The organism is Streptomyces sp. NPDC048461 (assembly GCF_055587105.1).
In genome coordinates this window covers 48524-73442 of record NZ_JBVJGW010000013.1, presented here as the reverse complement: position 1 = coordinate 73442, position 24919 = coordinate 48524, and the positions used below count along the sequence as shown (strand labels likewise).

8 protein-coding genes are annotated in these 24919 nt (G+C 73.5%); 5 read left to right on the top strand and 3 right to left on the bottom strand.

From position 1 onward, the window contains the following. Positions 1-51: 51 nt before the first annotated feature. Positions 52-2832: a molybdopterin-dependent oxidoreductase gene (locus ACZ6S8_RS22875; RefSeq protein ID WP_469458485.1), complete on the bottom strand. Its 2781-nt coding sequence runs from the start codon at positions 2830-2832 to the stop codon at positions 52-54. After that, positions 2829-3665, bottom strand: a complete 837-nt coding sequence (locus tag ACZ6S8_RS22870) for an FAD binding domain-containing protein (protein ID WP_469458483.1) — start codon at positions 3663-3665, stop codon at positions 2829-2831. The genes ACZ6S8_RS22875 and ACZ6S8_RS22870 overlap by 4 nt, the downstream gene beginning before the upstream one ends. 234 nt (positions 3666-3899) lie before the next feature. On the opposite strand from ACZ6S8_RS22870, the gene ACZ6S8_RS22865 reads away from it, so the two are divergent. Continuing rightward, positions 3900-5357, top strand: coding sequence for a helix-turn-helix domain-containing protein (locus ACZ6S8_RS22865; protein ID WP_469458481.1), 1458 nt, complete (start codon positions 3900-3902; stop codon positions 5355-5357). A 77-nt stretch (positions 5358-5434) separates the two neighbouring features. On the opposite strand, the gene ACZ6S8_RS22860 is transcribed toward ACZ6S8_RS22865, so the two are convergent. Continuing rightward, on the bottom strand, positions 5435-6382 hold the full coding sequence (locus tag ACZ6S8_RS22860; RefSeq protein ID WP_469458479.1) for a methionyl-tRNA formyltransferase: 948 nt from the start codon (positions 6380-6382) through the stop codon (positions 5435-5437). 247 nt (positions 6383-6629) lie between these two features. On the opposite strand from ACZ6S8_RS22860, the gene ACZ6S8_RS22855 reads away from it, so the two are divergent. From ACZ6S8_RS22855 to ACZ6S8_RS22840, 4 genes are all read left to right on the top strand, one after another. Next, on the top strand, positions 6630-7982 hold the full coding sequence (locus ACZ6S8_RS22855) for a lysine N(6)-hydroxylase/L-ornithine N(5)-oxygenase family protein (RefSeq protein WP_469458477.1): 1353 nt from the start codon (positions 6630-6632) through the stop codon (positions 7980-7982). 89 nt (positions 7983-8071) lie between these two features. Continuing rightward, on the top strand, positions 8072-9112 hold the full coding sequence (locus ACZ6S8_RS22850; protein ID WP_469458475.1) for an iron-siderophore ABC transporter substrate-binding protein: 1041 nt from the start codon (positions 8072-8074) through the stop codon (positions 9110-9112). 45 nt (positions 9113-9157) lie between these two features. Continuing rightward, positions 9158-24691: an amino acid adenylation domain-containing protein gene (locus ACZ6S8_RS22845; protein ID WP_469458473.1), complete on the top strand. Its 15534-nt coding sequence runs from the start codon at positions 9158-9160 to the stop codon at positions 24689-24691. Beyond that, positions 24688-24897, top strand: coding sequence for an MbtH family protein (locus tag ACZ6S8_RS22840; RefSeq protein ID WP_351270607.1), 210 nt, complete (start codon positions 24688-24690; stop codon positions 24895-24897). The genes ACZ6S8_RS22845 and ACZ6S8_RS22840 overlap by 4 nt, the downstream gene beginning before the upstream one ends. Positions 24898-24919: the final 22 nt, after the last annotated feature.

Sequence of the window (24919 nt, the reverse complement as noted above, 5' to 3'; positions counted from 1 at the left end):
AACCTCATATGCAAGTTTCATGGCTTGATACAGCTTGCTGATGCCGTGCATTCATGCATTCCTCCCTTGCATTTTCTGGTGGATCCGCTGCCAGACGACGTCGCGCGTCAGGGGCGTCTGCGTGAAACGGATCCCGGTCGCGTCCCGCAGGGCGTTGGCGAAGGCCGGGGCCACCGGGTTGAAGGGGCTCTCGCTCATGGACTTGGCACCGAGCGGGCCGATCGCGTCGAGGGTCTCCATGAAGTGCACCTCCGTGCGCGGCACGTCCGCGTACTGGGGCAGGCGGTAGCGGCGGAAGGCGGCCGTGGTGACCTCCCCGCGCTCGTCCACCCGTACCGTCTCGAACAGCGTCGCGCCCAGCGCCTGGGCGACCCCGCCCTCGACCTGGCCGCGGCACTGCATCGGGTTCATCACCTTCCCGGCGTCGGCCGCGTGGACGCTGCGCAGGATCCTCATCTCGCCGGTGCCCGGATCCACCGCCAGCCGGAACCACTGGGCGTTGAAGGCGACCGAGCGGGGGGACCCGCCCCAGTGGCCGTCCGCGGCCAGTTCCGCCTCCTCGCCCGTGGCGTGCGCGGCCTCGTACAGCTCCTTCAGCGTGACGGCCCGGCCCGCGCAGTCGACGGCCTCGGATCCCAGCCCGCACAGGTGCCTGGCCACCCCCGTGTGCCGGGCCGCGAAGGTCAGGAGGCGCTCCGCGAGCGAGTGGGCGGCCAGCATCACGGCCTTGCCCGCCACCACGGTGCCGGCCGAGCCGAACGCGCCGGTGTCGTGGCGGACGACGTCCGTGTCGGACTGGCGGACCGCGATCCGGTCCACCGTGGTGTTCAGCGCGCCCGCGGTGATCTGCTGGTGGACGGTGGTCGTGCCGTTGCCGAACTCGGCCGTGCCGACCGCGATGTCGTACGTGCCGTCGGGCAGCAGGCTGACGCGGGCATCGGCGAAGTGGCCGCCCGGCGGGCCGGTCGCGATCATCGCGACCGCCGTGCCCGTACCGGTCAGCCAGCCCTCGGGGACGTCCTCGTGGCTGCGGTCCTCGGCGATGGCCCCGCGCACGACGTCCATGCACTGCTTCATTCCGTACGAGGCGATGAACAGGTCCTCCTCGTGGCCGATCGGGGTCACCATGGGGTCGCCGGGCCCGATGACGTTCCGCTCGCGCAGCACGAGCGGATCCATGCCGAGCCGGACGGCCAGCTCGTCCATCACCGATTCGACGGCGAAGAGGGTCTGGCCCAGGCCGTAGCCGCGGAAGGCGCCCGCGGGAACGCCGTTGGTGTAGACCGAGTACGCCTCGACCTCCTTGTTCGGCGCCTTGTACATGGCGAAGGACTCGCCGACGCTGTGGAACATGACCGCCGGGCCGTGGTTGCCGTAGGCGCCCGTGTTGGCGAGCGCGCGGATGCGGAGCGCGGTCAGGGTGCCGTCGGCCTTGGCGCCGATCTTGACGGTGATCGTGAAGGGGTGGCGGGTGGTGGCCCCGTAGAACTGCTCGGCCCGGGTGAATTCGAGTTTCACCGGGCGCCGGAGCTTCAGGGCGGCGAGGACCACGATGTCCTCGGTGAGCATCTCCTGCTTGCCGCCGAACCCGCCGCCCACGCGGCCGGCGACGACCCGGACCTCGTCCTCGCCCAGGTCGTAGAGGGCGCACAGCGCCCGCCGGGTCAGGAACGGCGCCTGGGTGGAGGAACGGACGGTGATGCGCTCGCCGTCGCCCTCCTCCTTGGGCTCGAAGTAGGCGACGCTGCCGTGCGTCTCCAGGCTGGCGTGCTGCACCCGCTGGGTCCGGAACGTCTCCTCGTGGACCACGTCCGCCTCCGCGTAGCCCCGCTCCATGTCGCCGATCGTGTGGTGGACCTCGCCGCACACGTTGTTCTCGGCGCGGAAGATCCCCGACTCGGGGCCCTTGGGGTGCAGGACGGGCGCGCCCGGCAGCATGGCCTCCTCCGGATCGACGACGTAGGGGAGTTCCTCGTACGTGACCACCACGCGCCGGCAGCCCTCCTCGGCCGCCTGCTCGCTCGTCGCGACGACGGCCGCCACGCGCTGGCCGACGAAGCGGACCACGTCGTCGAGGACGCGGGTGTCCATCGGGTCCTCGGTCGGGTGCTCGTGACGGGCGGACGAGTACAGCCGGTCGGGGGCGTCGTGATGGGTGAGGACGGCGTGGACGCCGGGGACCCGGAGGGCGTCCCGGGTGTCGATGTCGACGATGCGGGCGTGCGGGTGCGGGGAGCGCAGCAGCTTCATGTGGAGCAGGCCGGGGACCTCGATGTCGAAGGTGTACCGGGCCGTGCCCGTGACCACCTGCGGCCCGGCGGGAGCGCCCGGCGAGCTGCCGACGGCCCGGCCCGCCCCGGGGGTCTCGGTGTGCCTGACCCCGCGCACCGCGTCCTCGATGGCCCGGTAGCCCGTACAGCGGCAGATGTTGCCCTTGAAGGCGCGCGGCAGGTCCTCCAGTTTCCCGTCGTCGTGCGCGGTCCCCTGCTCGGACTGGAGGGCGGCCGTGGTCATGAGGAAGCCGGCGGTGCAGAAGCCGCACTGGAACCCCTGGGCGTCCAGGAACTGCTGCTGCACCGGATGGAGTTCGCCGCCGGGGGAGCAGAGTCCCTCGACGGTGGTGACGGAGCGGCCCTCGGCGCGGACGGCCGGGTAGAGGCAGCTGTGCACCGGCCGGCCGTCGACGTGCACGGTGCAGGCGCCGCAGTCGCCCTGGTCGCAGCCCTTCTTCACGCCGAACCAGCCGCGCTCGCGCAGGTACGTGCGCAGGCACTGGCCGGCCCGGGGCTCCTCCTCGAACCGCTGCGCGTTGATCTCGATCTCGTAGCTCACCGGGATACCTCCGAAGGGTCCGGGGACGTCAGTTCGCGGCGGATCTCCTCCGCCAGGCGCAGGGCCATGTGCCGCCGCCAGTCGGGAAGCCCGTGGATGTCGTCGAACCACTCCTCGGGCCGGACGCCGTCGTCGATCGCGGCCCGCAGTTCGGCGGCGGTCGGCGGCAGCGCGAACCAGAAGGAGAGCGGGCGGGTGGTGGCGGCCGTCACCGTGACGGTCAGGGAGCCGTCCGCAGGGTCGGACGCGCCGGTCACCAGGGCCCCGGAGCGCCCGAGCCCGTAGAGCGAGGCCTGCCGGAAGGCCGTACGGGAGGCCAGCGCGCGGGCGGGCAGCCGTACCGAGCGCAGCAGTTCGCCGTCGTTCAGGTCCTTCACGCCGGCGCCGAGGACGAACGCGGCGACCGGGAGGCGCCGGGTGGCGCCGTCCTGGGCCTGGAGGAGGGCGGTGCCGTCGAGGCCGGCGGCCAGGGAGATCATCGGACCGGCGGGGAGGCCGTTGCACAGGTTGCCGCCGACGGTCGCCATGTTCCAGATCTTGAAGCTGGCCAGGAAGGCGCGGCAGCACTGCTCGAAGAGCGGGGCCGCGGCCGCCGGCAGGCTCCGGGCGAACCGCGACAGCTCGGTGATGGTGCAGGTGGCGGCGATGTCGAGGGAGCCGTCGCGCTGCCAGGACAGCGGGGGCCAGCCCATCCGGGAGAGGTCGACGAGGCGCCGGACGTGCGGCTGGGGCTCGGAGAACAGGTAAGTGCCGCCGCCGAGCCAGGCGTCGCCGGGACGCCACGGTTCGCGGCGCCGGGCGTCGCGCACGTCGAGCACCGTGTTGAGATCCAATGCCAGCCACCGGCCTTTCCCGCCCGACGGAGGGGAACCGCGGGTTCCCGCCAGTGAAGCAACGCGGCGGGGCCGAAACGACTGGTCCCCGCCACGGAATCCCGGCGCCTCCCGGCCGCCGATCCTGGACGATCAACCAAGAGGTCATACAGGCACTTGAACTTGCATTTACGATGGCCATCCTCGTATTCACCTCGCGAATGTGGGGTACGGCCCACCGCAAGGAGTCCCGCCATGCACGTCCTCGACCTGCTGCAGTCCGAGAATCTCGGCCTCACCCTGCTCTGGGGCGAGGAAGCCCTTCTCGGCCAGGACATCAGCGGGGTCACCGCCACCGACCTGGAGGACCCGGGCCGCTTCCTCGGCCCCGGAGAGCTCGTCCTCAGCGGGCTCGTGTGGTGGTCGCCGGGCGATCCGGCGAAGGCGGACCGCTTCGTGGCCGCCCTCGCGGAGGCCGGGGCCACCGCCCTGCTGGCCGGCGAGGAGACCCACGGCAGGGTCCCCGACGAGCTCGTCGCCGCCTGCCGCGCCCACCGGATGCCCGTCGCGGCCGTGCCCGCGACCACCAGCTTCCGGGCCGTGACCGAGGCCGTGTACCTGCGTCAGTGGGGCGACCTGAGCCGCCGCCCCAACCGGACGTTCGCCCTGCCCGAGAACGTGCGCGCCGAGCTGAGCCGACTGCTGGAGAGCGGGGCCGGTCCCGCCGAACTCCTCGACCGGGCCTGCGCCCACCTCGGCCGGGTGAGCGGCTACCTGCTGACCGCGAGCGGCCGTACGGTGGCCCGCACCCCGTCCGCCCCCGCGCTGCCCGCCGGTCGGGCGGCGTCGGCACCCGCGCGGGGCGGGGTCCGGCTGCGCGTCGAGACCGAGAGCAGTCCGTACGACGCCTGGCACCTGCACCTGCCCGACCCGGACGCGGCCCCTCCGCGGGTACTGCACGAGATCGCCGAGGTCCTCGCCCGGCATCGGGAGGAGCAGGCCCGCCGGGCCGCCGCCGTCCGGGCCGCGGGCGAGGAGCTCCTCGCGCTGCTGGACGGGGAGGGTCCGGCCGACCCCGGGGTGCTGGAGGAGGCCCTCGCCGCCGCCGGACTGCCGCCGGGCGGCCCGTACCGCGTGCTGGCGGCCACCTCGGGCGACGCCCTGGCCGAGGCGCTGGCCCACCTGGAGGGGATCCCGTACGCCGTGGGCGGGACGACCGCGGTGCTGTACGAGCCCCCGGGCGCGGAAGCAGACACGGCGGCCCGGCTCCGCCCGGTGTGGCCGCTGCTCCAGGCGTGCGGGGAGGCGGAGGCCGACCTGCGCCTGGGCGTCGGCGCGCCGGCCCCCGGAGCCGAGGGGCTGCGGGTGTCCCTGAGCCAGGCCCGGTACGCGCTGGCGGCGGCGGACCCATCCGTTCCGGTGCGCGGGGCCGAGCAGTTGGACACCCTCTCGGAACTGCTGGCCGGAGTGCCGGCCGAGGTGCGCACGGTGTTCGCCGCCCGGATCCTGGGGGCGCTGGGGGAGGGGATGCTGCGCGAGACCCTGGAGGTCTTCCTCGCCCACAACTGCTCGTGGACGCGCACGGCGGAAGCCCTGCACCTGCACGTGAACACCGTCCACTACCGGATCGACCGGGTCGAGGTCCTCACGGGCCGCGACCTCACCCGCCTCGACCACAAGGTCGACCTGTACGCCGCGCTGCGCTGCGGCTGACGGCCCGCCGGCCGGTGTCGTACCGGCGGGCGGGCGGGGGGAGCGCGGCGCGGCTGCGGGTCCGGTGGCGCCGTGGGTCAGGGGCGGGTGGTGAGGTAGCCGCCCATGGAGGTGAAGTATTCGAGGGCGGGCATCTCCCGGCCCTCCTCGGTGCGCACGCGCGTGATGGCCAGGCCGTGGTTGCGGCCGGTGCGGGCGTCGGCTCCGGCGACGATCGCCACGCCCTCGCCCTCGCGGTAGAAGATGCGGCCGGGCGTGCCGCCGTAGCGGCCCTCGGACACCACGGCGGTCACGATCTCCAGCCGCTTGCCCTTGTGGTAGGTGAACGCGCTGGGGTACGGGGCGGACTGGGCGCGCACGAGGCGCTCCAGGACGTCCGCCGGCCAGTTCCAGTCGATGCGGATGTCGTCCTCGGCGCGCTTGTGGAAGAAGCTGGCCTGTGAGCGGTCCTGCTTGGTGAACTCCGTCTCGCCGGCGGCGATGCGGGCCAGCGCGCCGACGGTGACCGGGGCGATCAGGTCGACCGTCTTGTGGAAGAGGTCGGTCGCGGTGTCGGCCGGGCCGACGGTGACCGCCTGCTGGAGGACGATGTCACCGGCGTCGAGCTCGTCGTCCATCATGTGCGCGGTCACGCCGACTTCGGACTCGCCGTTGATGAGGGCCCAGATCAGCGGGGAGAAGCCGGCGTACTTCGGCAGGAGCGAGTCGTGGACGTTGAGGGTGCCGTGGCGCGGGAGGTCGAAGATGCGCGACGGAATGTAGGTGCGCCAGTTGTTCGCCACGATGATGTCCGGGTCCGCCTCCTTGAGGAGCGTGAACAGCTCCTCGTCGTCGGGGCGGTTGCGGATGATCACGGGGACGCCGTGCGCTTCGGCCAGGTCCGCGACCGAGTCGCTCCAGATCTTCTCGTAGGCGTGCTCGCTCTTGGGGTGGGTGACGACCGTCACCACGTCGTGCTCGGAGTCCAGGAGCGCTTGCAGGGTGCGGTGGCCCCAGGTCTGATAACCGAACATGACGACCCGCATGGGGTTCCTCCTCTGGAGAGCAATAGATCACCAGAAAGTAAAGCAAGCCTTACCTAAGGATGCAACGTGCCGGATTCTAGGCTCTGTTTGCAGTCATAATGGCCGCTTTGCCTGGTTTGCCTGGTCGACAGGGTGGCGTGATCAGGTTAGCTTTACCTAAGTTCGCTCGGCCTGCTGCTCGTCGGCATGCCCTGCCCAAGATTCTCCTCGCGCCTCCCAGGCGGCTGTCTCGCATGATCGGAGTGACATGTCACAGGCTCTTCCTGCTGACGCACCGGTGATCCACGACCTCATAGGCATCGGCTTCGGGCCGTCCAATGTGGCCATGGCGATCGCGCTCACCGAGCACAATGCTCGCGTCGACAGGCAAGAGGCGGTGACGGCCCACTTCTTCGAGCAGCAGCCGCGCTTCGGCTGGCACCGCGGCATGCTGTTCGAGGACGCGACCATGCAGGTGTCGTTCCTGAAGGACCTGGTGACGCTGCGGAACCCGTCGAGCGAGTACAGCTTCCTCTGCTACCTGCAGAGCAAGGGACGGCTGATCGACTTCGTCAACCACAAGAACCTCTTCCCGCTGCGCGTGGAGTTCCACGACTACTTCGAGTGGGCCGCGGCCAAGGTCGACGACATGGTGTCCTACGGACACGAAGTGGTCGCCGTGCGGCCCGTCGTGCGCGACGGCGTCATCGAGTACGTGGACGTCACCGCCCGCTCCGGCGAGGAACTGGTCACCCACCGGGCCCGCAACCTCGTCATCGGCACCGGCCTGCGCCCGTACATGCCCGAGGGCGTCGAGCGCACCGAGCGCGTGTGGCACAACTCCGACCTGCTGCGCCGGGTGGACGACCTGGACGGCACCGACCCGTCCCGGTTCGTCGTCGTCGGCGCCGGCCAGAGCGCCGCGGAGAACGTGGCGTTCCTGCACCGCCGCTTCCCCGAGGCCGAGGTCTGCGCGGTGTTCGCCCGCTACGGCTACAGCCCTGCGGACGACAGCAAGTTCGCCAACCGGATCTTCGACCCCGCCGCCGTGGACGAGTACTACACGGCCCCCGGCGAGGTCAAGAACAGGCTGATGGACTACCACGGCAACACCAACTACTCCGTGGTGGACATCGACCTGATCGACGACCTGTACCGCCAGTCGTACCAGGAGAAGGTCCTCGGCGAGGAGCGGCTGCGCTTCCTCAACGTCTCCCGCCTCTCCGACGTCGTCGAGACGCCCGACGGCGTCAAGGTGACCGTCGAGTCCCTGGTCTCCGGCGAGGAGACTCCCCTCGACGCCGACATCGTGGTCTACGCCACGGGGTACCGGCCGGCGGACTCCCTCGGCCTCCTCGGTGAGGTCGAGGGGTTCTGCCACCGCGACGACGAGGGCCGCGTCCGCGTGGAGCGCGACTACCGCATCACGACGGACCCGGCGCTGCGCTGCGGCATCTACCTCCAGGGCGGTACCGAGCACACGCACGGCATCACCTCCTCCCTGCTGTCCAACACCGCGATCCGGGTCGGCGAGATCCTGGAGTCGGTCATCGACCGGACTCCGAAGCCGGCCGTCGGCGAAGCCCAGCTCGTCGCCGACGGGATCGGCACCTCCAACTAGTCTCCCGCCCCGCCCCCTCCTCCTGCCTGGCAGCGCCGTCCTGCCGGGCGTGAGGCATGCACTGTGCACACCCCGTGAAAGGAACACCCGTGTCCGTTGGTTCCCGCCCCGCGCTGACGAGGATCGTCAGAAACCTTCCCCGCGTGGCCGTCGCGGCCGCCGCCGCACTCGTTCTGAGCGCGTGCGGTGGCGGCGAGGAGAAGTCCGAGTCCAAGCCGTCCGCCGACGCGGGCAACAAGTCCTCGGCGGCCTTCCCGGTCACCGTGGAGCACAAGTACGGGTCGACGACGATCGACGCCGAGCCGAAGAAGGTCGTCACGCTCGGTCTGTCCGACCAGGACGCGGTCCTCGCCCTCGGCGTGAAGCCGGTCGGCGCGGTGGACTGGTTCAAGGAGACCCCGTACGGCAAGTGGCAGTGGTCGAAGGACCTGTGGGGCTCCACGCCGCCGCAGGTCGTCGGTGAGCGCGACGAGTACAACATGGAGAAGATCGCGGCGCTGAAGCCGGACCTGATCATCGCCCAGTACTCGGGGATGAAGAAGGAGCAGTACGACACGCTCTCCAAGATCGCCAAGGTCGTCGCGCAGCCCAAGGGCGCCGAGGACTACCAGGCGACGTGGCAGGTGATGACGCAGCAGATCGGCAAGTCGCTGGGCAAGGACGCCGAGACGCAGAAGCTGATCGCGGGCATCGACGAGAAGTTCAAGGCGGTCCGGGACAAGCACCCGGAGTGGAAGGACAAGACGGTCGCGGTGGGCGAGCCCGTCGAGCCCGGCAAGTTCTCCGCGTTCTCGCCGAAGGACCCGAAGGTCATCTTCCTGAGCGAGATGGGCTTCACGACCTCCGAGACGTACCGCACGGCGCTGGGCAAGGACAACATCGCCGACCTGAGCTCCGAGCGGTTCGACGTGATGGAGGCCGACCGCACGGTGTGGCTGGGCACCCCGGACACCGAAGCGGCGATGAAGGCCGACCCGCTGTACGCGAAGACCAAGGTCAACCAGGAGAAGCGCGACCTGTTCCTGCCGTACGAGACCCCGGACATCGGCGCCGCGCTCTCCTTCAACACCGTGCTGAGCATCCCGTACGCCATCGACCAGGTCGTCCCGAAGCTCGAAGCCATCAAGTAACGACCAGTCAACGACGCGCAGGACCAGGGAAAGGCCTACTGAACGATGATGGACACCGACTCGGACCGGACCGCTGCCGCCGGGACACCCGTCACCGGTGGACAATCCGGAATCTGGCTCGCCCAGCAGATCGAGCCGGACAGTTCGGCCTTCAACGTCTCGTTCACCCTGGAACTGCGCGGTGACGTCGACCTCGACCGCCTGACCGCCGCCGTGCGGCAGGTGGTCGAGGAGGCGGACTGCCTCCACGTCGTCTTCGCGACCACCGGGGACGGCAGCCCCCGCCAGTACCCCCGCCGCATGCCCGTCGACGTCCCCGTCGTCGACCTGCGCGCCGAAGCCGACCCCGAGGGCGCGGCCTGGGAATGGATGGGCGCCCACCGGGCCCGCCCCCTGGCCCTCGCGGACGGCCCCTTGTTCTCCCACACCCTGATCCGGCTCGCCGACGACCGGGTGCTCTGGTACCAGTGCTACCACCACCTCGTCATCGACGGCCAGAGCATCGGCCTGCTCTCCCGGCGGGCCGGCGAGCTCTACACCGGTACCCCGGAGCTCGCCCCCGTCGACTGGGACGTGACTCGGCTCGTCGCCTCCGAGGCGGCCTACCGCGCCTCCGAGACGTACGCCGAGGACCGCGCGTACTGGCTGGAACGCCTCGCCGACCGGCCGCAGCCGGTCCGCCTGGTCGAGCCCGGCAACAAGATCATCACGCGCCGCTACCGGCGCACCACCGAACTCAGCGCGGCCGGCACCGACCGGCTCAGGGCCGCCGCCCAGGCGTCCGGGGTCCGGCTGTCCGCCCTGCTGGTCGCCGCCGTGGCCGCGTACCTGCACCGCACCACCGGCGAACAGGACCTGGTCCTGGGCCTGCCCGTCACCACCCGCCGGGACCGCGCCATCCTCGGCGTCCCCGGCATGGTCTCCAACATCGTGCCGCTGCGGCTGACCGTGCGCCCCGGCACGACCGTCGCCGAGCTGCTCGCCCAGACCCACGCGCGGATCGCCGAGGCCGTCACCCACGGCCGCTACCGCGCCGAGGACCTGGCCAAGGAACTCGGCCTGGTCGAGGGCGTGGCCGAGCTCGTCGGCCCCACTGTCAACATCCTCCCCGGCACCGACTGGCTGCACTTCCGCGACCACCAGTCCGACCTGCGCCCCCAGTGGATGGGCGCGGTCAGCGACCTGGCCGTCAGCGTCGGCGAATCCGTGCGCGGCGCCGTCCGCGTCCTCTTCGACGCGGACGCCGACCAGTGCACCGAGGACGCGCTCGTCGCCCACCAGGAGCGCTTCGGCATCCTCCTCGACGCCTTCGCCGAGGACCCCGGCCGGCCCGTGGGCCGGCTCGAACTCACCACCGCCGAGGAACGCGAGCGGCTGCTGGTGGACTTCGGCACCTCCCCGAGCGATTCCCCCGAACTGTCCTGGCCGGCCGCCTTCGAGGCACAAGTGGACCGCAACCCCGGGGCCGTCGCCCTGGTCTGCGAGGACACCGAGCTGACCTACGCGGAGCTCGACGCCGCCGCCAACCGGCTCGCCCGCCTCCTCGCCGCCCGCGGCGTGGGCGCCGAGGACGTCGTCGGCGTGGCCCTGCCGCGCTCGCCCGAGCTCGTCACCGCCCTGCTCGCCGTGATGAAGACCGGCGCCGCCTACCTGCCGCTGGACTCCGACCACCCGCAGGACCGCCTCGCGTACATGCTCCGGGACGCCGGCGCCCGTACCGTCGTCACCGCCCGGGAGCAGGCCGAGGGCCTGCCGGAGCTCCCCGGCCTGGAACTGCTCCGGCTCGACGACCCGCGGACCGCCGCCGCCCTCGCCGCGCAGGAACCGGCAGCCCTCGGCCTGGACATCCCGCTCGACCGGGCCGCGTACGTCATCTACACCTCCGGCTCCACGGGCCGCCCCAAGGGCGTCGTCGTCCCCCACGACGGCATCGGCAGCCTGATCGCCACCGCCACCGAGCGCATAGGCATCGGCCCGGACAGCCGGGTCGTCCAGTTCGCCTCCGTCGGCTTCGACGTGACGGTCTGGGACCTGGTCATGTCGCTGTGCGTCGGCGGCCGGATCATCGTCGTGCCCACCGAGCGCCGCGTCGCGGGCCCCGCCCTCACCGACTACATCGCGGCCCACCGCGCCACCCACATGATCCTGCCGCCGTCGCTGGTGTCGGCGCTGCCGCAGGACTGCGAACTGCCCGAGGGCTGCGTGCTCGTCGTCGGCACCGAAGCCGTCCCGAGCGAGCTGATCGCCCGCTGGTCGCACCGCCTGCAGATCGTCGTCGCCTACGGCCTCACCGAGGCGAGCGTCAACTCCACCCTCTGGCTCGCCCGCCCCGACTGGCAGGGACCCGTCCCGATCGGCGAACCCGACCCCAACACCCGGGCGTACGTGCTGGACTCCGCGCTGCGGCCCGTGCCCGTCGGCGTCGAGGGCGAGCTGTACGTCGCCGGCCGCGGCCTGGCCCGCGGCTACCTCGGCCGCTTCGGCCTGACCTCCGAGCGCTTCGTCGCCGACCCCTTCGGTGAGCCCGGCACCCGCATGTACCGCACCGGCGACCGGGTCCGCTGGACCGCCGAGGGCAACCTCGACTTCCTCGGCCGCGCCGACGGCCAGATCAAGATCCGCGGCCACCGCATCGAACCGGGCGAGATCGAGAGCGCCTTCATGGCCTGCCCGGGCATCGCCCAGGCCGCCGTCCTCGTCCGCGAGGACCAGCGCGCCGCCAAGCGGCTCGTCGCCTACCTCGTCGCGGACGCCTCCCTGGACACCGCCGGAGCCGAGGCCGCCGTCACCGCGGCCCGCGCCGAAGTCGCCCAGGGCCTGCCCGACCACATGGTCCCCTCGGCCGTGGTCCGCATGGACGGCCCGCTGCCGCTCACGCCCAACGGCAAGCTCGACGCCCGCGCCCTGCCCGACCCGCAGTGGACCGCCCTGACCGGCGACGCGGCCCCCACGACCCCGGCCGAGACCGCCCTCGCCGCGCTCTTCGCCGAGGTCCTCGGACTGCCGTCGGTCGGCGTCCACGACAGCTTCTTCGAGCTCGGCGGGGACAGCATCGTCGCCATCCAGCTCGTCACCCGCGCCCGGGCGGCCGGCCTCGCGATCAGCCCCCGCGAGGTGTTCCGGCTCCGCACCGTCGCGGCCCTGGCCCGCGCGGCCGCGGCCGCCCCGGACGCGCCGCGGACCGCCGCCCCGCTGCCCGAACCGTTCTCCCTGGTCCCGCTCGCCGACGGGGACCGCGCCGCGTTCGCCGAGGGCATCGGCGACCTGCTGGACGTGGTCCCGGCCACCCCGCTCCAGGAGGGGTTCTACTTCCACGCGGCCATGGACCGGGGCGGCGCCGACGGCTACGCCGTCCAGGACGCCGTCGAGCTCGGCGGGGACGTCGACCCCGAGGCCCTCCGGGCCTCCGTCCAGCGGCTCCTGGACCGCCACCCGCTGCTGCGCGCCGCCTTCCGCCAGCACCCCGACGGCCCCGTCGTCCAGGTCATCGGCGCCGACGTCGCCCTGCCCTGGCGGTTCACCGACCTGACCGGCCAGGACCCGGCCCGGCAGGCGGCCGCCGCCCTGGAGGCCGCCTCCGCCGAACGCGCCCGCGGCTTCGACCTCGGCGCCCCGCCGCTGATGCGCGCGGCCCTGGTCCGGTTCGGCGCGCAGCGCTCCGTCCTGATCCTGACCATGCACCACATCGTCGTCGACGGCTGGTCCGTCTCCCTGGTCATGCGGGAACTGCTCGACGGCTACCGCCCCGGCGCCCCCGCCGGGGCGACCGCGGCGGACCCCGCCTACCGGGCGTACACCGGCTGGCTGGCCGGCCTCGACCGGGACGCGGCCCGCGCGGCCTGGCGCGACGCCCTGGCCGGCCTCGACGCGACCGACGGTCTCCCCTTCCGCGCCGGCGAGACCCCGGGCGCCGCCTCCGGCCGGGTCACCGTGGAGCTGTCCGCCGACCGGACCGCCGCGCTCACCGCCGCGACCCGCCGCCTCGGGCTGACCCTCGCCGCCGTCGTGCAGGGCGCGTTCGGCCTCGTGCTCGGCGACGTCGTCGGCGCCCAGGACCTCGTCCTCGGCACCACCGTCTCCGGCCGCCAGGCCCCCGTACAGGACATCGAGAACCTGGTCGGCCTGCTCATCAACACCGTGCCCGCCCGGCTCGGCTGGCGCCCCGAGCAGACCCTGGCCGAGGTCCTCACCGCCTTCCAGGACGGCCAGGCCGACCTGCTGGACCACCAGCACCTCGGACTCGCCGAGATCCAGCGGGCCGTCGGCCGGGGCGACCTCTTCGACGCCCTCGTCGTCGTCGAGAACCTCCCCGAGGCCGGCGCCGCCGCCGACCCGCGGGGCCTCATCCGCATCCTCGGATCCGAGATCCGCGACGCGGTGCACTACCCGCTCGCCCTCACCGTGCTGCCCGGCACGGCGCTGCGGCTCCAGCTGGACCACGACCCGGCCCGTCTCGACGCCCGCGCCGCCGCCCGCTTCGCCGACCGGCTGCTCGCCGTGCTGGAACAGGTCACGGCCGACCCGCACCTGCCGGTCGGCCGGCTCGCCGCGCAGTCCGCGCAGGAGCAGCGCAGCACCCTCGCCGCCCTCGCCGGAGCCGAGCGGCAGCTGACCGCGGGCACCGTGCACGGCGCCTTCGCCGAGCAGGCGCGCCGCACCCCCGACGCCGTCGCGCTCGTCCACGAGGACGGCCACACCTCGTACGCCGAACTCGACGCCCGCGCCGAGGCGCTCGCGCACCGGCTCGCCGCCCGCGGCGTCACCGCCGAATCCGTGGTCGCCGTCGCCGTGCCCCGGTCCGCCGAGACCCTCGTCGCCCTGCTGGGCGTCATGAAGGCCGGCGCCGCCTACCTGCCCGTCGACGTCGACTACCCGGCCGACCGGGTCCGCCACATGCTGTCCGACTCCGGTGCCCGCACCGTCGTCGCCACCGCGCGCTCCCTGGCGAAGCTGCCCGCCCTCGACGGGGTCGCCCCCGTCCTCCTCGACGGCCCCGAAGCGGCCGTGGCCGCCCCCGCGACGGGCGCGCTCGCCCCCGTCGACCCCGACGGCGCCGCGTACGTGATGTACACCTCCGGCTCCACCGGCCTGCCCAAGGGCGTCGTCGTCCCGCACCGGGCCGTCGTCGGCCAGCTGGCCTGGACCGCCGAGGAGTTCGGCTTCGGCCCCGGCGAGCGGGTGCTGCACCAGTACTCGACCAGCTTCGACCCCTCCGTCCAGGAGATCTTCGTCCCCCTGCTCACCGGCGGCACCGTGGTCGTCGCCCGGCCCGACGGGCACCGCGACCCCGCCTACCTCGCCGAGCTGATCCGCACCGAGCGGGTCACCAACGTCGACCTCGTGCCGTCCCTGTACACCGCCCTGCTCGCCGAGGACGCGGACGGCGCCCCCTGGTGGACGACCCTGCGCCGCGCCTTCAGCGGCGGCGAGGCCCTGCCCGTCCCGCTCGCCCGCCGCTGGCAGGACCGCACCGGCGTCCCCCTGCACAACGTGTACGGGCCCACCGAGGCCGTCATCCAGGTCACCAGCTGGCGGGCGGGCGGCGAGAGCGCCGGAGCGGCCACCGTGCCGATCGGCCGGCCCGTCTGGAACACCCGGCTGCACGTCCTCGACCGGTACCTGCGGCCGGTGGCCCCGGGCGAACCGGGCGAGCTCTACCTCGCCGGCGACCAGCTCGCCCGCGGCTACCACGGACGCACCGCGCTCACCGCGGAACGCTTCGTCGCCGACCCGTTCGGCACTCCCGGCGCGCGGATGTACCGCACCGGAGACATGGTCCAGTTCAGCGCGGACGGAGTGCTCACCTACCTCGGGCGCACCGACCACCAGGTCAAGATCAGGGGAAACCGAGTGGAACTCGGGGAAATCGAAGCCCGCCTGCGGGACCAGCGACTCGTCGCCGACGCGGTGGTCGTCGCCCGCGACGACGAGCGCGGCGTCAAGCAGCTCGTCGCCTACCTCGTCCCGGCCCGGGCAGGCGCGGCCGACGCGTTCGACACCGAGGCCGTGCGGACCGCCCTGACGGGAACGCTCCCCGCGCCCATGGTGCCCAGCCACTTCGTCGCCCTCGACGCGCTCCCGCTCACCCCGGGCGGCAAGACCGACCTGAAGGCCCTGCCCGCCCCGGCGGTCCGCCGCAGCACCGCCCGCGGCTCCTCGCGAGAGGGCCGCGAGCAGCAGCTCTGCACGATCTTCGCCGAGGTGCTCGGCCTCGACGCGGTCGACGCCGACGAGGACTTCTTCATGCTCGGCGGCGACAGCATCCTCTCCATGTCCGTCTCCAGCCGCGCCCGCAAGGCCGGCCTGTCGGTCAGCCCCCGCGAGGTCTTCGAGCACCGCACGCCGGCCGCCCTCGCCGCCGCCACCGGCGGCGCGGACGCCGCCGCCGCTCCCGCCGCCGACACCGACGGCGTCGGCGACATCACCCTGCTGCCGATCGTCCACCAGCTCCGCGAGGACGGCGGACCCATCGGCCGCTTCAACCTGTCTATGCTGCTCCAGGCACCCGCGGACGCCGACACCGACCGGCTGACCCGCGTCCTGCAGGCCGTACTGGACCACCACGACGGCCTGCGGACCTCCCTGACCCGCATGGACCTCGGCCCCGCCATCCCGGCCCTGTGGTCCGCCGCCACCAGCCCCGCCGGCAGCGTCGACGCCGCCGCCGTACTGCGCCGCGCCGACGCCACCGGACTCGACGACACCGCCCTGCGCGCCCTGATCACCCGCGAGTCGGACGCGGCCGCCGGCCGCCTGGACCCCGACACCGGCGTGATGCTCCAGGCCGTCTGGTTCGACGCCGGCGCCGGCCTGTCCGGCCGGCTGCTGCTCGTCGTCCACCACCTGGTCGTCGACGGCGTGTCCTGGCGCGTCCTGCTCGGCGACCTCGCCGCCGCCTGGGACGCCGTGCTCCAGGGGCAGCGCCCCGAGCTGGAGCCCGTACCGACCTCCCTGCGCCGCTTCGCCCGGGAGGTCGCCGAACAGGCCACCTCCCCGCAGCGGCAGGCCGAACTCCCTTACTGGGCCAAGACCCTGGCCCCCGGCGCCGAGCTGGTCCCCGGCGCCGACCGGTCCGGCACCGCCGGCTCCGCCCGGGACCACACCGTCACCCTCACCACCGACGAGACCCGCGCCCTGCTGACGGCCGTCCCCGCCGGCGCCGGAGCCGACGTCACCGAGGTGCTCCTCGCCGCCCTGCGCCTCGCGGTGTCCCGCTGGCAGTCCGGCCGCGGCGGCGACGCGGCGGGCGACCTGCTCGTCGACCTCGAACGCCACGGCCGCGACGGCACCGCCCTGGACCTGTCCCGCACCGTGGGCTGGTTCACCGGCCTGCACCCGGTCCGGCTGCCCGCCGCCGACGGCGCCCTCGGCACCCTGAAGGCGGTCAAGGAGGCCGTCCGCTCGGCCCCCGACTCCGGCGCCGGATACGGCATGCTGCGCTACCTCAACCCGCAGCTCGCCCCGGTCTTCGCCCAGCTGTCCACCGCCCAGGTGCTGTTCAACTACTTCGGCCGGCTGCCCGCCGACCAGGCCGTCGACTGGGCGCCCGCCGCCGAGTCCGACGCCCTGTCCGTGGAAGCGGACGCCGACCTCGCCATGCCGTACCCGCTCCAGGTCAACGCGGTCTGCGCGGAGACCCCGCACGGTCCCGAGCTGCGGGCCACCTGGACCTGGCCGGCGGACCGGACCCTCGGCGAGGACGACGTCCGCGCCCTCGGCCTGGCCTGGGCAGAGGCCCTGCGCGAGCTCATCGCCCAGGCCGCCGGCTCCGGCTCCGCCACCGGCGCGCTGACCCCCTCCGACCTGCCCCTGGTCCGGCTCACCCAGGGCGAGATCGACCGGGTCCAGCAGACCAGCCCGGTCCCCGTCGCCGACATCTGGCCGCTGTCCCCGCTGCAGGAGGGCATCCACTTCCACGCCAGCTACGACACCGACGGCCTGGACGTCTACACCGCCCAGGACTGCTTCGACTTCGGCCACCGCCTGGACCTGGAGCGGCTGCGCACCGCCTGCGCCGCCCTGCTCGCCCGGCACTCCGGCCTGCGCGCCGGCATCACCTCCGAGGGGCTCCCCGCGCCCGTGCAGTTCGTCGGCCCGGCCGGCGAGGTCCCCGTCCCGCTCACCGAGACCGACCTGACCGGCCTCACCGAGGAGCAGCGACAGGCCCGCCTCACCGAGATCGCCGACGCCGACCGGCTGCGCCGCTTCGACCTGGCCGCGCCCCCGCTGTTCCGGCTCCAGCTCATCCGGCTCACCGAGAACACCGACCGCCTGATGCTCAGCCACCACCTGGTGGCCTGGGACGGCTGGTCCCAGTCCCTGTTCCTCGACGAGCTGCTGGCCCTCTACGCGGCGGCCGGAGACGACACCGGCCTCGCCGCCCCCGGCAGCTACCGCGACTACCTGAGCTGGCTCGCCGACCAGGACTTCGACGCGGCCCGCGCCACCTGGAGCACCGCGCTCGCCGGCCTCGACGAGCCCACCCTCGTCGCCAAGGACCGCGGCGGCGAGCCGACGATCCCCCGCCGTCACTCCCTCGACCTCGGCGCCGACCTCAGCGACCGGCTCCGCGGCCGTGCCCGCGCCCACGGCCTCACCATCAACGCGGTGCTGTCGGCGGCCTGGGCCCTGGTGCTCTCCGCCGCCGTCGGCCGCAGCGACGTGGTGTTCGGCGCGACCGTCGCCGGCCGCCCCGCCGAGGTGCCCGGCGCCGAGTCGACCATCGGCATGTTCCTCAACACCGTCCCGCTGCGCATCGCCCTGCGCCCCGAGGAGACGGTCGCGGACCTGCTGCGGCGCGTCCAGTCCGAGCGCATGGCGCTGATGGACCACGAGTACCTGGGCCTCGCCGAGCTCCAGCGGGCCGGCGGCCACCCGGTCCTCTTCGACACCCTGTACGTGCTCCAGAACTTCGCCGACGAGGGCGCCTTCCGCGAGCTCACCGACCGCCACGGCATCACCGGAGTCGGCAGCGTCGACTCCACGCACTACCCGATGACCCTGATCGTCAACCCGGCCGAGCGCGTCCAGGTCAAGCTGGAGTACCGGCCCGACCTCGTCGACGACGACCGGGCCGCCGCCACCCTGAACCGCTACCGGACCCTGGTGGAGCGCCTCCTCGGCGACCTCACCGCCCCGGTCGGCACCCTCGACCTGCTGCTCCCCGACGAGCACGCCGAGCTGACCGCCGCCTGGGCCGCCGCCAACCAGCCGGTCCCCGACGAAACCGTCGCCGACATGCTCGCCGCGCAGGTCGCCCGCACCCCCGACGCCGTCGCCCTCGTCTTCGGGGACACCTCGCTCACGTACGCCGAACTCGACGCCCGCATCAACCGGCTGGCCCGGCTGCTGCTGGCCCGCGGCGCCGGCCCCGAGCGGACCGTGGCCCTGGCCCTGCCCCGCTCGATCGAGATGGTCGTCGCCCTGTTCGCGGTCCTGCGGACCGGGGCCGCCTACCTGCCGCTCGACCTGGACCACCCCGCCGACCGGCTGCGCCTGATGGTCGAGGACACCGGGCCGCTGTGCCTGCTCACCACCCTCGCGGTCGCCCCGACCCTGCACGCCGCGTCCGGACCGCTCGCCCCCGAGGTCGCCCTCGACGACCCGGCCGTCGCCGCCGAGCTGGCCGCGCACCCCGGTGGCGAGGTCACCGACGCCGAGCGCCCCGCGTTCGCGCACTCGGTCGCGGGCCGCCTGGAGCACCCCGCCTACGTCATCTACACCTCGGGCTCGACCGGCAAGCCCAAGGGCGTCGTCACCCCGTACCGCGGTCTGACGAACATGCAGCTCAACCACCAGGTGGAGGTGTTCGACCCGGCGATCGCCGCGGCCGGCGGCCGCCGCCTGCGCATCGCGCACACCGTCTCCTTCGCCTTCGACATGTCGTGGGAGGAGCTGCTCTGGCTCGTCGAGGGCCACGAGGTCCACGTCTGCGACGAGGAACTGCGCCGCGACGCCGAGGCCCTGGTCGCCTACTGCGACGACCACCGCATCGACGTCGTCAACGTCACCCCCACCTACGCCCAGCTGCTGATCGAGGAGGGACTCCTCGACCGGGACGAGAGCGCGGGCAAGCACCGGCCCGCGCTGGTCCTGCTCGGCGGCGAGGCCGTCTCCGACACCGTGTGGACCCGCCTCGCCGACACCGAGGACACCTACGGCTACAACCTGTACGGCCCCACCGAGTACACGATCAACACCCTCGGCGGCTCCACCGCCGACAGCCCGACCCCCACGGTGGGCCGCCCCATCCGCAACACCCGCGGCTACGTCCTCGACGCCATGCTGCGCCCGGTCCCGCCCGGCTGCCCCGGCGAGCTCTACATCGCCGGCACCGGCCTGGCCCGCGGCTACCACGACCGGCCCGGGCTCACCTCCGAGCGGTTCGTCGCCGACCCGTTCGGCGCGCCCGGCGAGCGCATGTACCGTACGGGCGACCTCGTGCGCCAGCGCCCCGACGGCCTGATCGACTTCCTCGGCCGCACCGACGACCAGGTCAAGATCCGCGGCTACCGCATCGAGCTCGGCGAGATCTCCACCGCCCTGTCCGTCCACCCCGACGTGGCCCACGCCGCCGTCGTCGTGAACGAGCAGGCCGCCGGCAAGCGCCTCGTCGGCTACGTGGTTCCCGAGGAGTCCGCCGAACGCGGCGAGGCCCTCGTCCAGAGCCTGCGCGAGCACCTCAAGGCCACCCTGCCCGACTACATGGTCCCGGCCGCCCTGATGGCCGTGGACACGCTGCCGCTGACCGTCAACGGCAAGCTCGACACCCGGGCCCTGCCCGTCCCGGAGTTCGCCGGCGCCGGCGCCGGCCGGTCCGCGCGGACGCCGCAGGAGGAGACCCTCTGCGCGCTGTTCGCCGAGGTCCTCGGCCTCGCGGAGGGCAGCGTCGGCATCGACGCCAACTTCTTCGAGCTCGGCGGGCACTCGCTGCTCGCGACCCGGCTCATCGCCCGGGCCCGCACCGCGCTCGCCGCGGAGCTCGCGATCCGCGACCTCTTCGAGGCCCCGACCGTCGCCGAACTCGTCGAGCGCGCCGCCGGATCGCAGGGCGACGCCCGCCCCGCCCTGGTCGCCGGCGAGCGTCCCGACGAACTGCCGCTCTCGCACGCCCAGCAGCGACTGTGGGTCATCCAGCAGATCGAGGACACCTCCGCCGCCTACAACTTCCCGCTGGTCATGCGACTGCGCGGGAACCTCGACGTGGACGCCTGGCGGGCCGCCCTCGCGGACGTCACGGACCGCCACGAGGCCCTGCGCACCCTCTTCGCCGAGCGCGACGGCCGGGCCTGCCAGCGGGTCCTGCCCGCCGGGCGGGCCCAGCCGCCGGTCGAGCACCTGCGCGCCACCGAGGAGGAGGTCGGCGCCCTCGTCGACGCGGCCGTCAACCGCCCCTTCGACCTCGCCGCCGAGCTGCCGCTGCGCGCCACCCTCGTCGAGGTGGCGCCCGAGGAGCACGTCGTCGTGATCCTCCTGCACCACATCACCACCGACGAGTGGTCCGACCGCCCCTTCCTCGGCGACCTGGCCGCCGCCTACGCCGCCCGCCGCTCCGGCCGCGCCCCCGCCTGGGAGCCGCTCCCGGTCCAGTACGCCGACTACGCGCTCTGGCAGCAGAAGCTGCTCGGCGATCCGGCCGACGCCCGGAGCCTGGCCGCCCGCCAGCTCGACCACTGGCACCGCACCCTGGACGGCGCCCCCGAGGAACTGGAACTGCCGACCGACCGGCCGCGTCCGGCCCGCCCCGCCTTCACCGGCGCGGAACTCGACGTCGCGTTCGACGGCCGGGCCTACCAGGGCCTGAAGCGGCTCGCCAGGGACAACGGCGTCAGCATGTTCATGGTGGTCCACGCCGCCGTCGCGACCCTGCTGCACCGCCTCGGCGCCGGCACCGACATCCCGCTCGGCTCGCCCATCGCCGGCCGCGGCGACGAGGCCCTCGACGACCTCGTCGGCTTCTTCGTCAACACCCTGGTGCTGCGCACCGACCTCAGCGGCGACCCCACGTTCACCGAACTGCTCGGCCGGGTCCGCGACACCGACCTGGCCGCGTTCTCGCACGCCGACGTGCCCTTCGAGTCGGTCGTGGAGAAGCTCAACCCCACCCGCTCGCTGGCCCGCAACCCGCTGTTCCAGGTGATGGTCGGCTACCACGCCCGCACCGAGGGCGAACTGGACCTGGCCGGCCTGGGCGTGGAGCACGTGCCCTTCCGCATCCGCTCCGCCAAGTTCGACCTGGTGTTCAGCTTCACCGAGGAGACCGCGGCCGACGGCGACGGCGGTTCCCTGGTCTGCCGCCTGGAGTTCGCCACCGAACTCTTCGACCAGGAGACCGCCGAACTGATCGGCGAGCGCCTCGCGGCCCTCACCGGCGCCCTCGCCGCCGCCCCCGACCGGCCCGTGTCCGCCGCCCCGCTCCTCGTGGGCGACGAGCGGACGCTGGTCCTGGAGGGCTTCAACGGCGCGCCGCGCGAGGTCGACGAGCTGTCCCTGCCCGCCCTGTTCGCCCGGCACGTCGCCGAGCGCCCCGGCGCGGTCGCCGTCGTCGACCGCGACACCCGCCTCGACTACGCCGCGCTGGACGCCCGGTCCAACCGGATCGCCCACCTGCTGGCCGCCCGGGGCGTCGGTACGGAGAGCGTGGTCGGCGTGGCCGTGCCCCGCTCCGCGGACATGATCGCCACCGTGCTCGCCGCCCTGAAGCTCGGCGCCGCCTTCCTGCCGCTCGACCTGGTCCACCCCGCGGACCGGCTCAGCTACATGATCGAGGACTCCCGGGCCACCCTCGTCGTCGGCACCGAGCCCGTGGCCGGGAAGATCCCCGCCACCGGCGTCCCGGTGCTGCTCCTCGACGAGAACGGCACCGCCGCCGACCTGGCACGGCAGCCCGAAACCGCCGTGCCCGCCCCGCAGGTGGCCCTCGACCAGGCCGCGTACGTCATCTACACCTCGGGCTCCACCGGCCGCCCCAAGGGCGTCGTCGTCCCCCACGAGGGCATAGCCAGCCTGGTCGCCACCGCGGTCGACCGGATGGGCCTGGAAACCGACAGCAGCGTCCTGCAGTTCGCCTCCATCGGATTCGACGTGTTCGTCTTCGAGGTCGCGATGGCGCTCTGCCACGGCGGCCGCCTCGTCCTCATCACGGACGAGGCCCGGGTCGCCGGACCCGCGCTCACGGACTTCCTCGCCCGGCACCGGATCAGCCACATGATCCTCCCGCCGTCCCTGGTCTCCGCGCTGCCCGCCGGCTGCGTGCTGCCCGAGGGCTCGACCGTCCTGGTCGGCACCGAGACCGTGCCGCCGGACCTCTTCGAGCGGTTCGGCGCCCACGCGAACCTGATCTGCGCGTACGGACTGACCGAGGCCACCGTCAACTCCACCCTGTGGGAGTCCCGGGACGCTCGGCTGCGCCCCGGAGCGCGCGTGCCGATCGGCGTCCCGGACCCCAACACCACCGCCTACGTCCTGGACGACCGGCTCCAGCCCGTCCCGCCCGGCGTCGTCGGCGAGCTGTACGTGTCCGGCCGCGGCCTGGCCCGCGGCTACCTCGGCCGCTTCGGGCTGACCGCCGAACGGTTCGTCGCCGACCCGTTCGGCGCGCCCGGCAGCCGCATGTACCGCACCGGCGACCGGGCCCGCTGGCGCCGCGACGGCAACCTCGACTTCCTCGGCCGGGTCGACACCCAGGTGAAGATCCGCGGCTTCCGCATCGAACTCGGCGAGATCGAGGCGGCGCTCGCCGGATACCCCGGCGTCGGCCAGGCCACCGTCGTCCCGGACCGTGCGGGGGACATCGTCCGCCTGGTCGGGTACGTCGTCCCGGAGCACGGCGCCCTCGACCCGCAGGACGTGCGGGCGCACGTCGCCGGCCAGCTGCCCGAGTACATGGTCCCCGCGCTCGTCGTCGTCCTCGACGGGCCGCTGCCGCTGACCCCGAACGGCAAGCTCGACCACAAGGCGCTGCCCGCGCCCGACTGGTCCGGCATGTCCGGCGGGGCTCGCCCGGTGGGCGCCACCCAGGCGAAGCTGGCGGACCTCTTCGGAGAGATCCTCCAGCTCGACGAAGTCGGCGTCCACGACAACTTCTTCGCCCTCGGCGGCCACTCCATGGCCTCGATGCGCCTCCTGGGCCGCATCCGCTCCGAGTTCGGCGTCGAGCTGAGCATCCGCGACGTCTTCGACGCCCTGACCGTCGCCGGCCTCGCCGCCAAGCTCGACGGCGCGGCCGCCGCACGCCCGGCGCTGCGCCCGGCCGACGGCCCGGCCCCCGCGGACGCCGCTGCGGCCCCCGTACAGCGCTGGCAGTGGTCGGCGTACCGGCGCTGGGACGGCTTCGACCACGGACTGGTGCTCCGGTCGCCCGGCGCCCTGGACGCGACCGCCCTGGCCGCCGCCCTCGACGACGTGGTGACCCGCCACGAGCCGCTGCGCACCCGCTTCACCGAGCGGGACGGCGCCGTGCACCGGCAGTCCGCCGGGCACCCGGTGCTGGAGACGGAGGGCTGCGCCGATCTCGACGCCCGGCTCGCCGAACTCGCCGCCCTCCACCCCGACCTGACCCGCGAGGCGCCCTTGCGCGCCACGCTCCTCACCGGCGCCCGGGGCGACCAGGCGCTGCTGCTCACCGCGCACTACCTCGCGGTGGACGAATGGTCCGTCGTCCCCCTGTTCCGCGACCTGACCGCCGCCTACGAGGCCCGCGAGCAGGGCCGGGCACCGGCCTGGGAGCCGCTGCCCGTCAGCTACTCCGACTACGCGGCCTGGGCGCGGGAGGTCCTCGGCGACCTCGCCGAGCCCACCAGCACCGGCGGCCGCCAGCTCGCCTGGTGGCGGCAGAACCTCCAGGGCGTCCCGCAGGAGCTGGCGCTCCCCGCGGACCGACCGCGCCCCAAGGCCCCGGACGTCCGCGGCCCGGGCGGCGACTACGTCTCCTTCGTCCTGGACGAGCAGCTCCACGCCGACGTGGACGCGCTCGCCCGGGCCACCGGCACCAGCATGTTCATGGTGCTCCACTCGGCGCTGTCGGCCCTGCTCACCGCCCACGGCGCGGGCACCGACCTGCCCATCGGTACGATGGTCGCCGGCCGCGGCGAGGAGCAGCTCGCCGGCCTGGTCGGCTGCTTCTTCAACACCGTGGTGCTGCGCACCGACACGGCGGGGGACCCCACTTTCGCCGAACTGCTGCGCCGGGTGCGGGAGACCACGCTCAGCGCCCTGGACCGACAGGACGTCCCGTTCGACGAGGTCGTCCGCGCCACCGCCCTGCCCGCCGGGGGACCGCAGGTGATGGTGATCCACCACGAGCAGGCGGACCTCGGCCAGTTGGAGGGCGGCGTGGGATCCTTCCACGCGGTGCCCACCGGTTCGGCGAAGGCGGAGCTGACGCTCAGCTTCTACGAGCCGCGCGGCGACGGTCCGGTGCACTGCGAACTGATCCACGCCACCGACCTGCTCGGCGCGGCCAAGGCCCGCCGGCTGGCCGGAGAACTTCACCGGCTGCTGCGCCATGTGGTGGCCGAGCCCGGACAGCCGCTCTCGGAGCTGTTCACCGTTATGTCCACGAGGAGTGAGAACGCATGACCACCAACCCGTTCGAGGACCCGCAGGGCCGCTTCCTGGTCCTGGCCAACGACGAGAACCAGCACTCCCTGTGGCCGTCCTTCGTCGACGCGCCGGCGGGATGGCGGACCGTGTTCGGCGAGGACACCCGTGAGGCCTGCCTGACGTACATCGAGACGAGCTGGACCGACCTGCGTCCCGCGAGCCTGGTCGCCCTGCAGGGCTGACCCGCCCGGCACCACGACGCCG

Bases quoted from the DNA above. Each gene is read 5' to 3' on its own strand.
- ACZ6S8_RS22865 (WP_469458481.1), top strand. From the start codon at position 3,900: ATGCACGTCCTCGACCTGCTGCAGTCCGAGAATCTCGGCCTCACCCTG.
- ACZ6S8_RS22860 (WP_469458479.1), bottom strand. From the start codon at position 6,382: ATGCGGGTCGTCATGTTCGGTTATCAGACCTGGGGCCACCGCACCCTG.
- ACZ6S8_RS22855 (WP_469458477.1), top strand. From the start codon at position 6,630: ATGTCACAGGCTCTTCCTGCTGACGCACCGGTGATCCACGACCTCATA.
- ACZ6S8_RS22845 (WP_469458473.1), top strand. From the start codon at position 9,158: ATGATGGACACCGACTCGGACCGGACCGCTGCCGCCGGGACACCCGTC.
- ACZ6S8_RS22840 (WP_351270607.1), top strand. From the start codon at position 24,688: ATGACCACCAACCCGTTCGAGGACCCGCAGGGCCGCTTCCTGGTCCTG.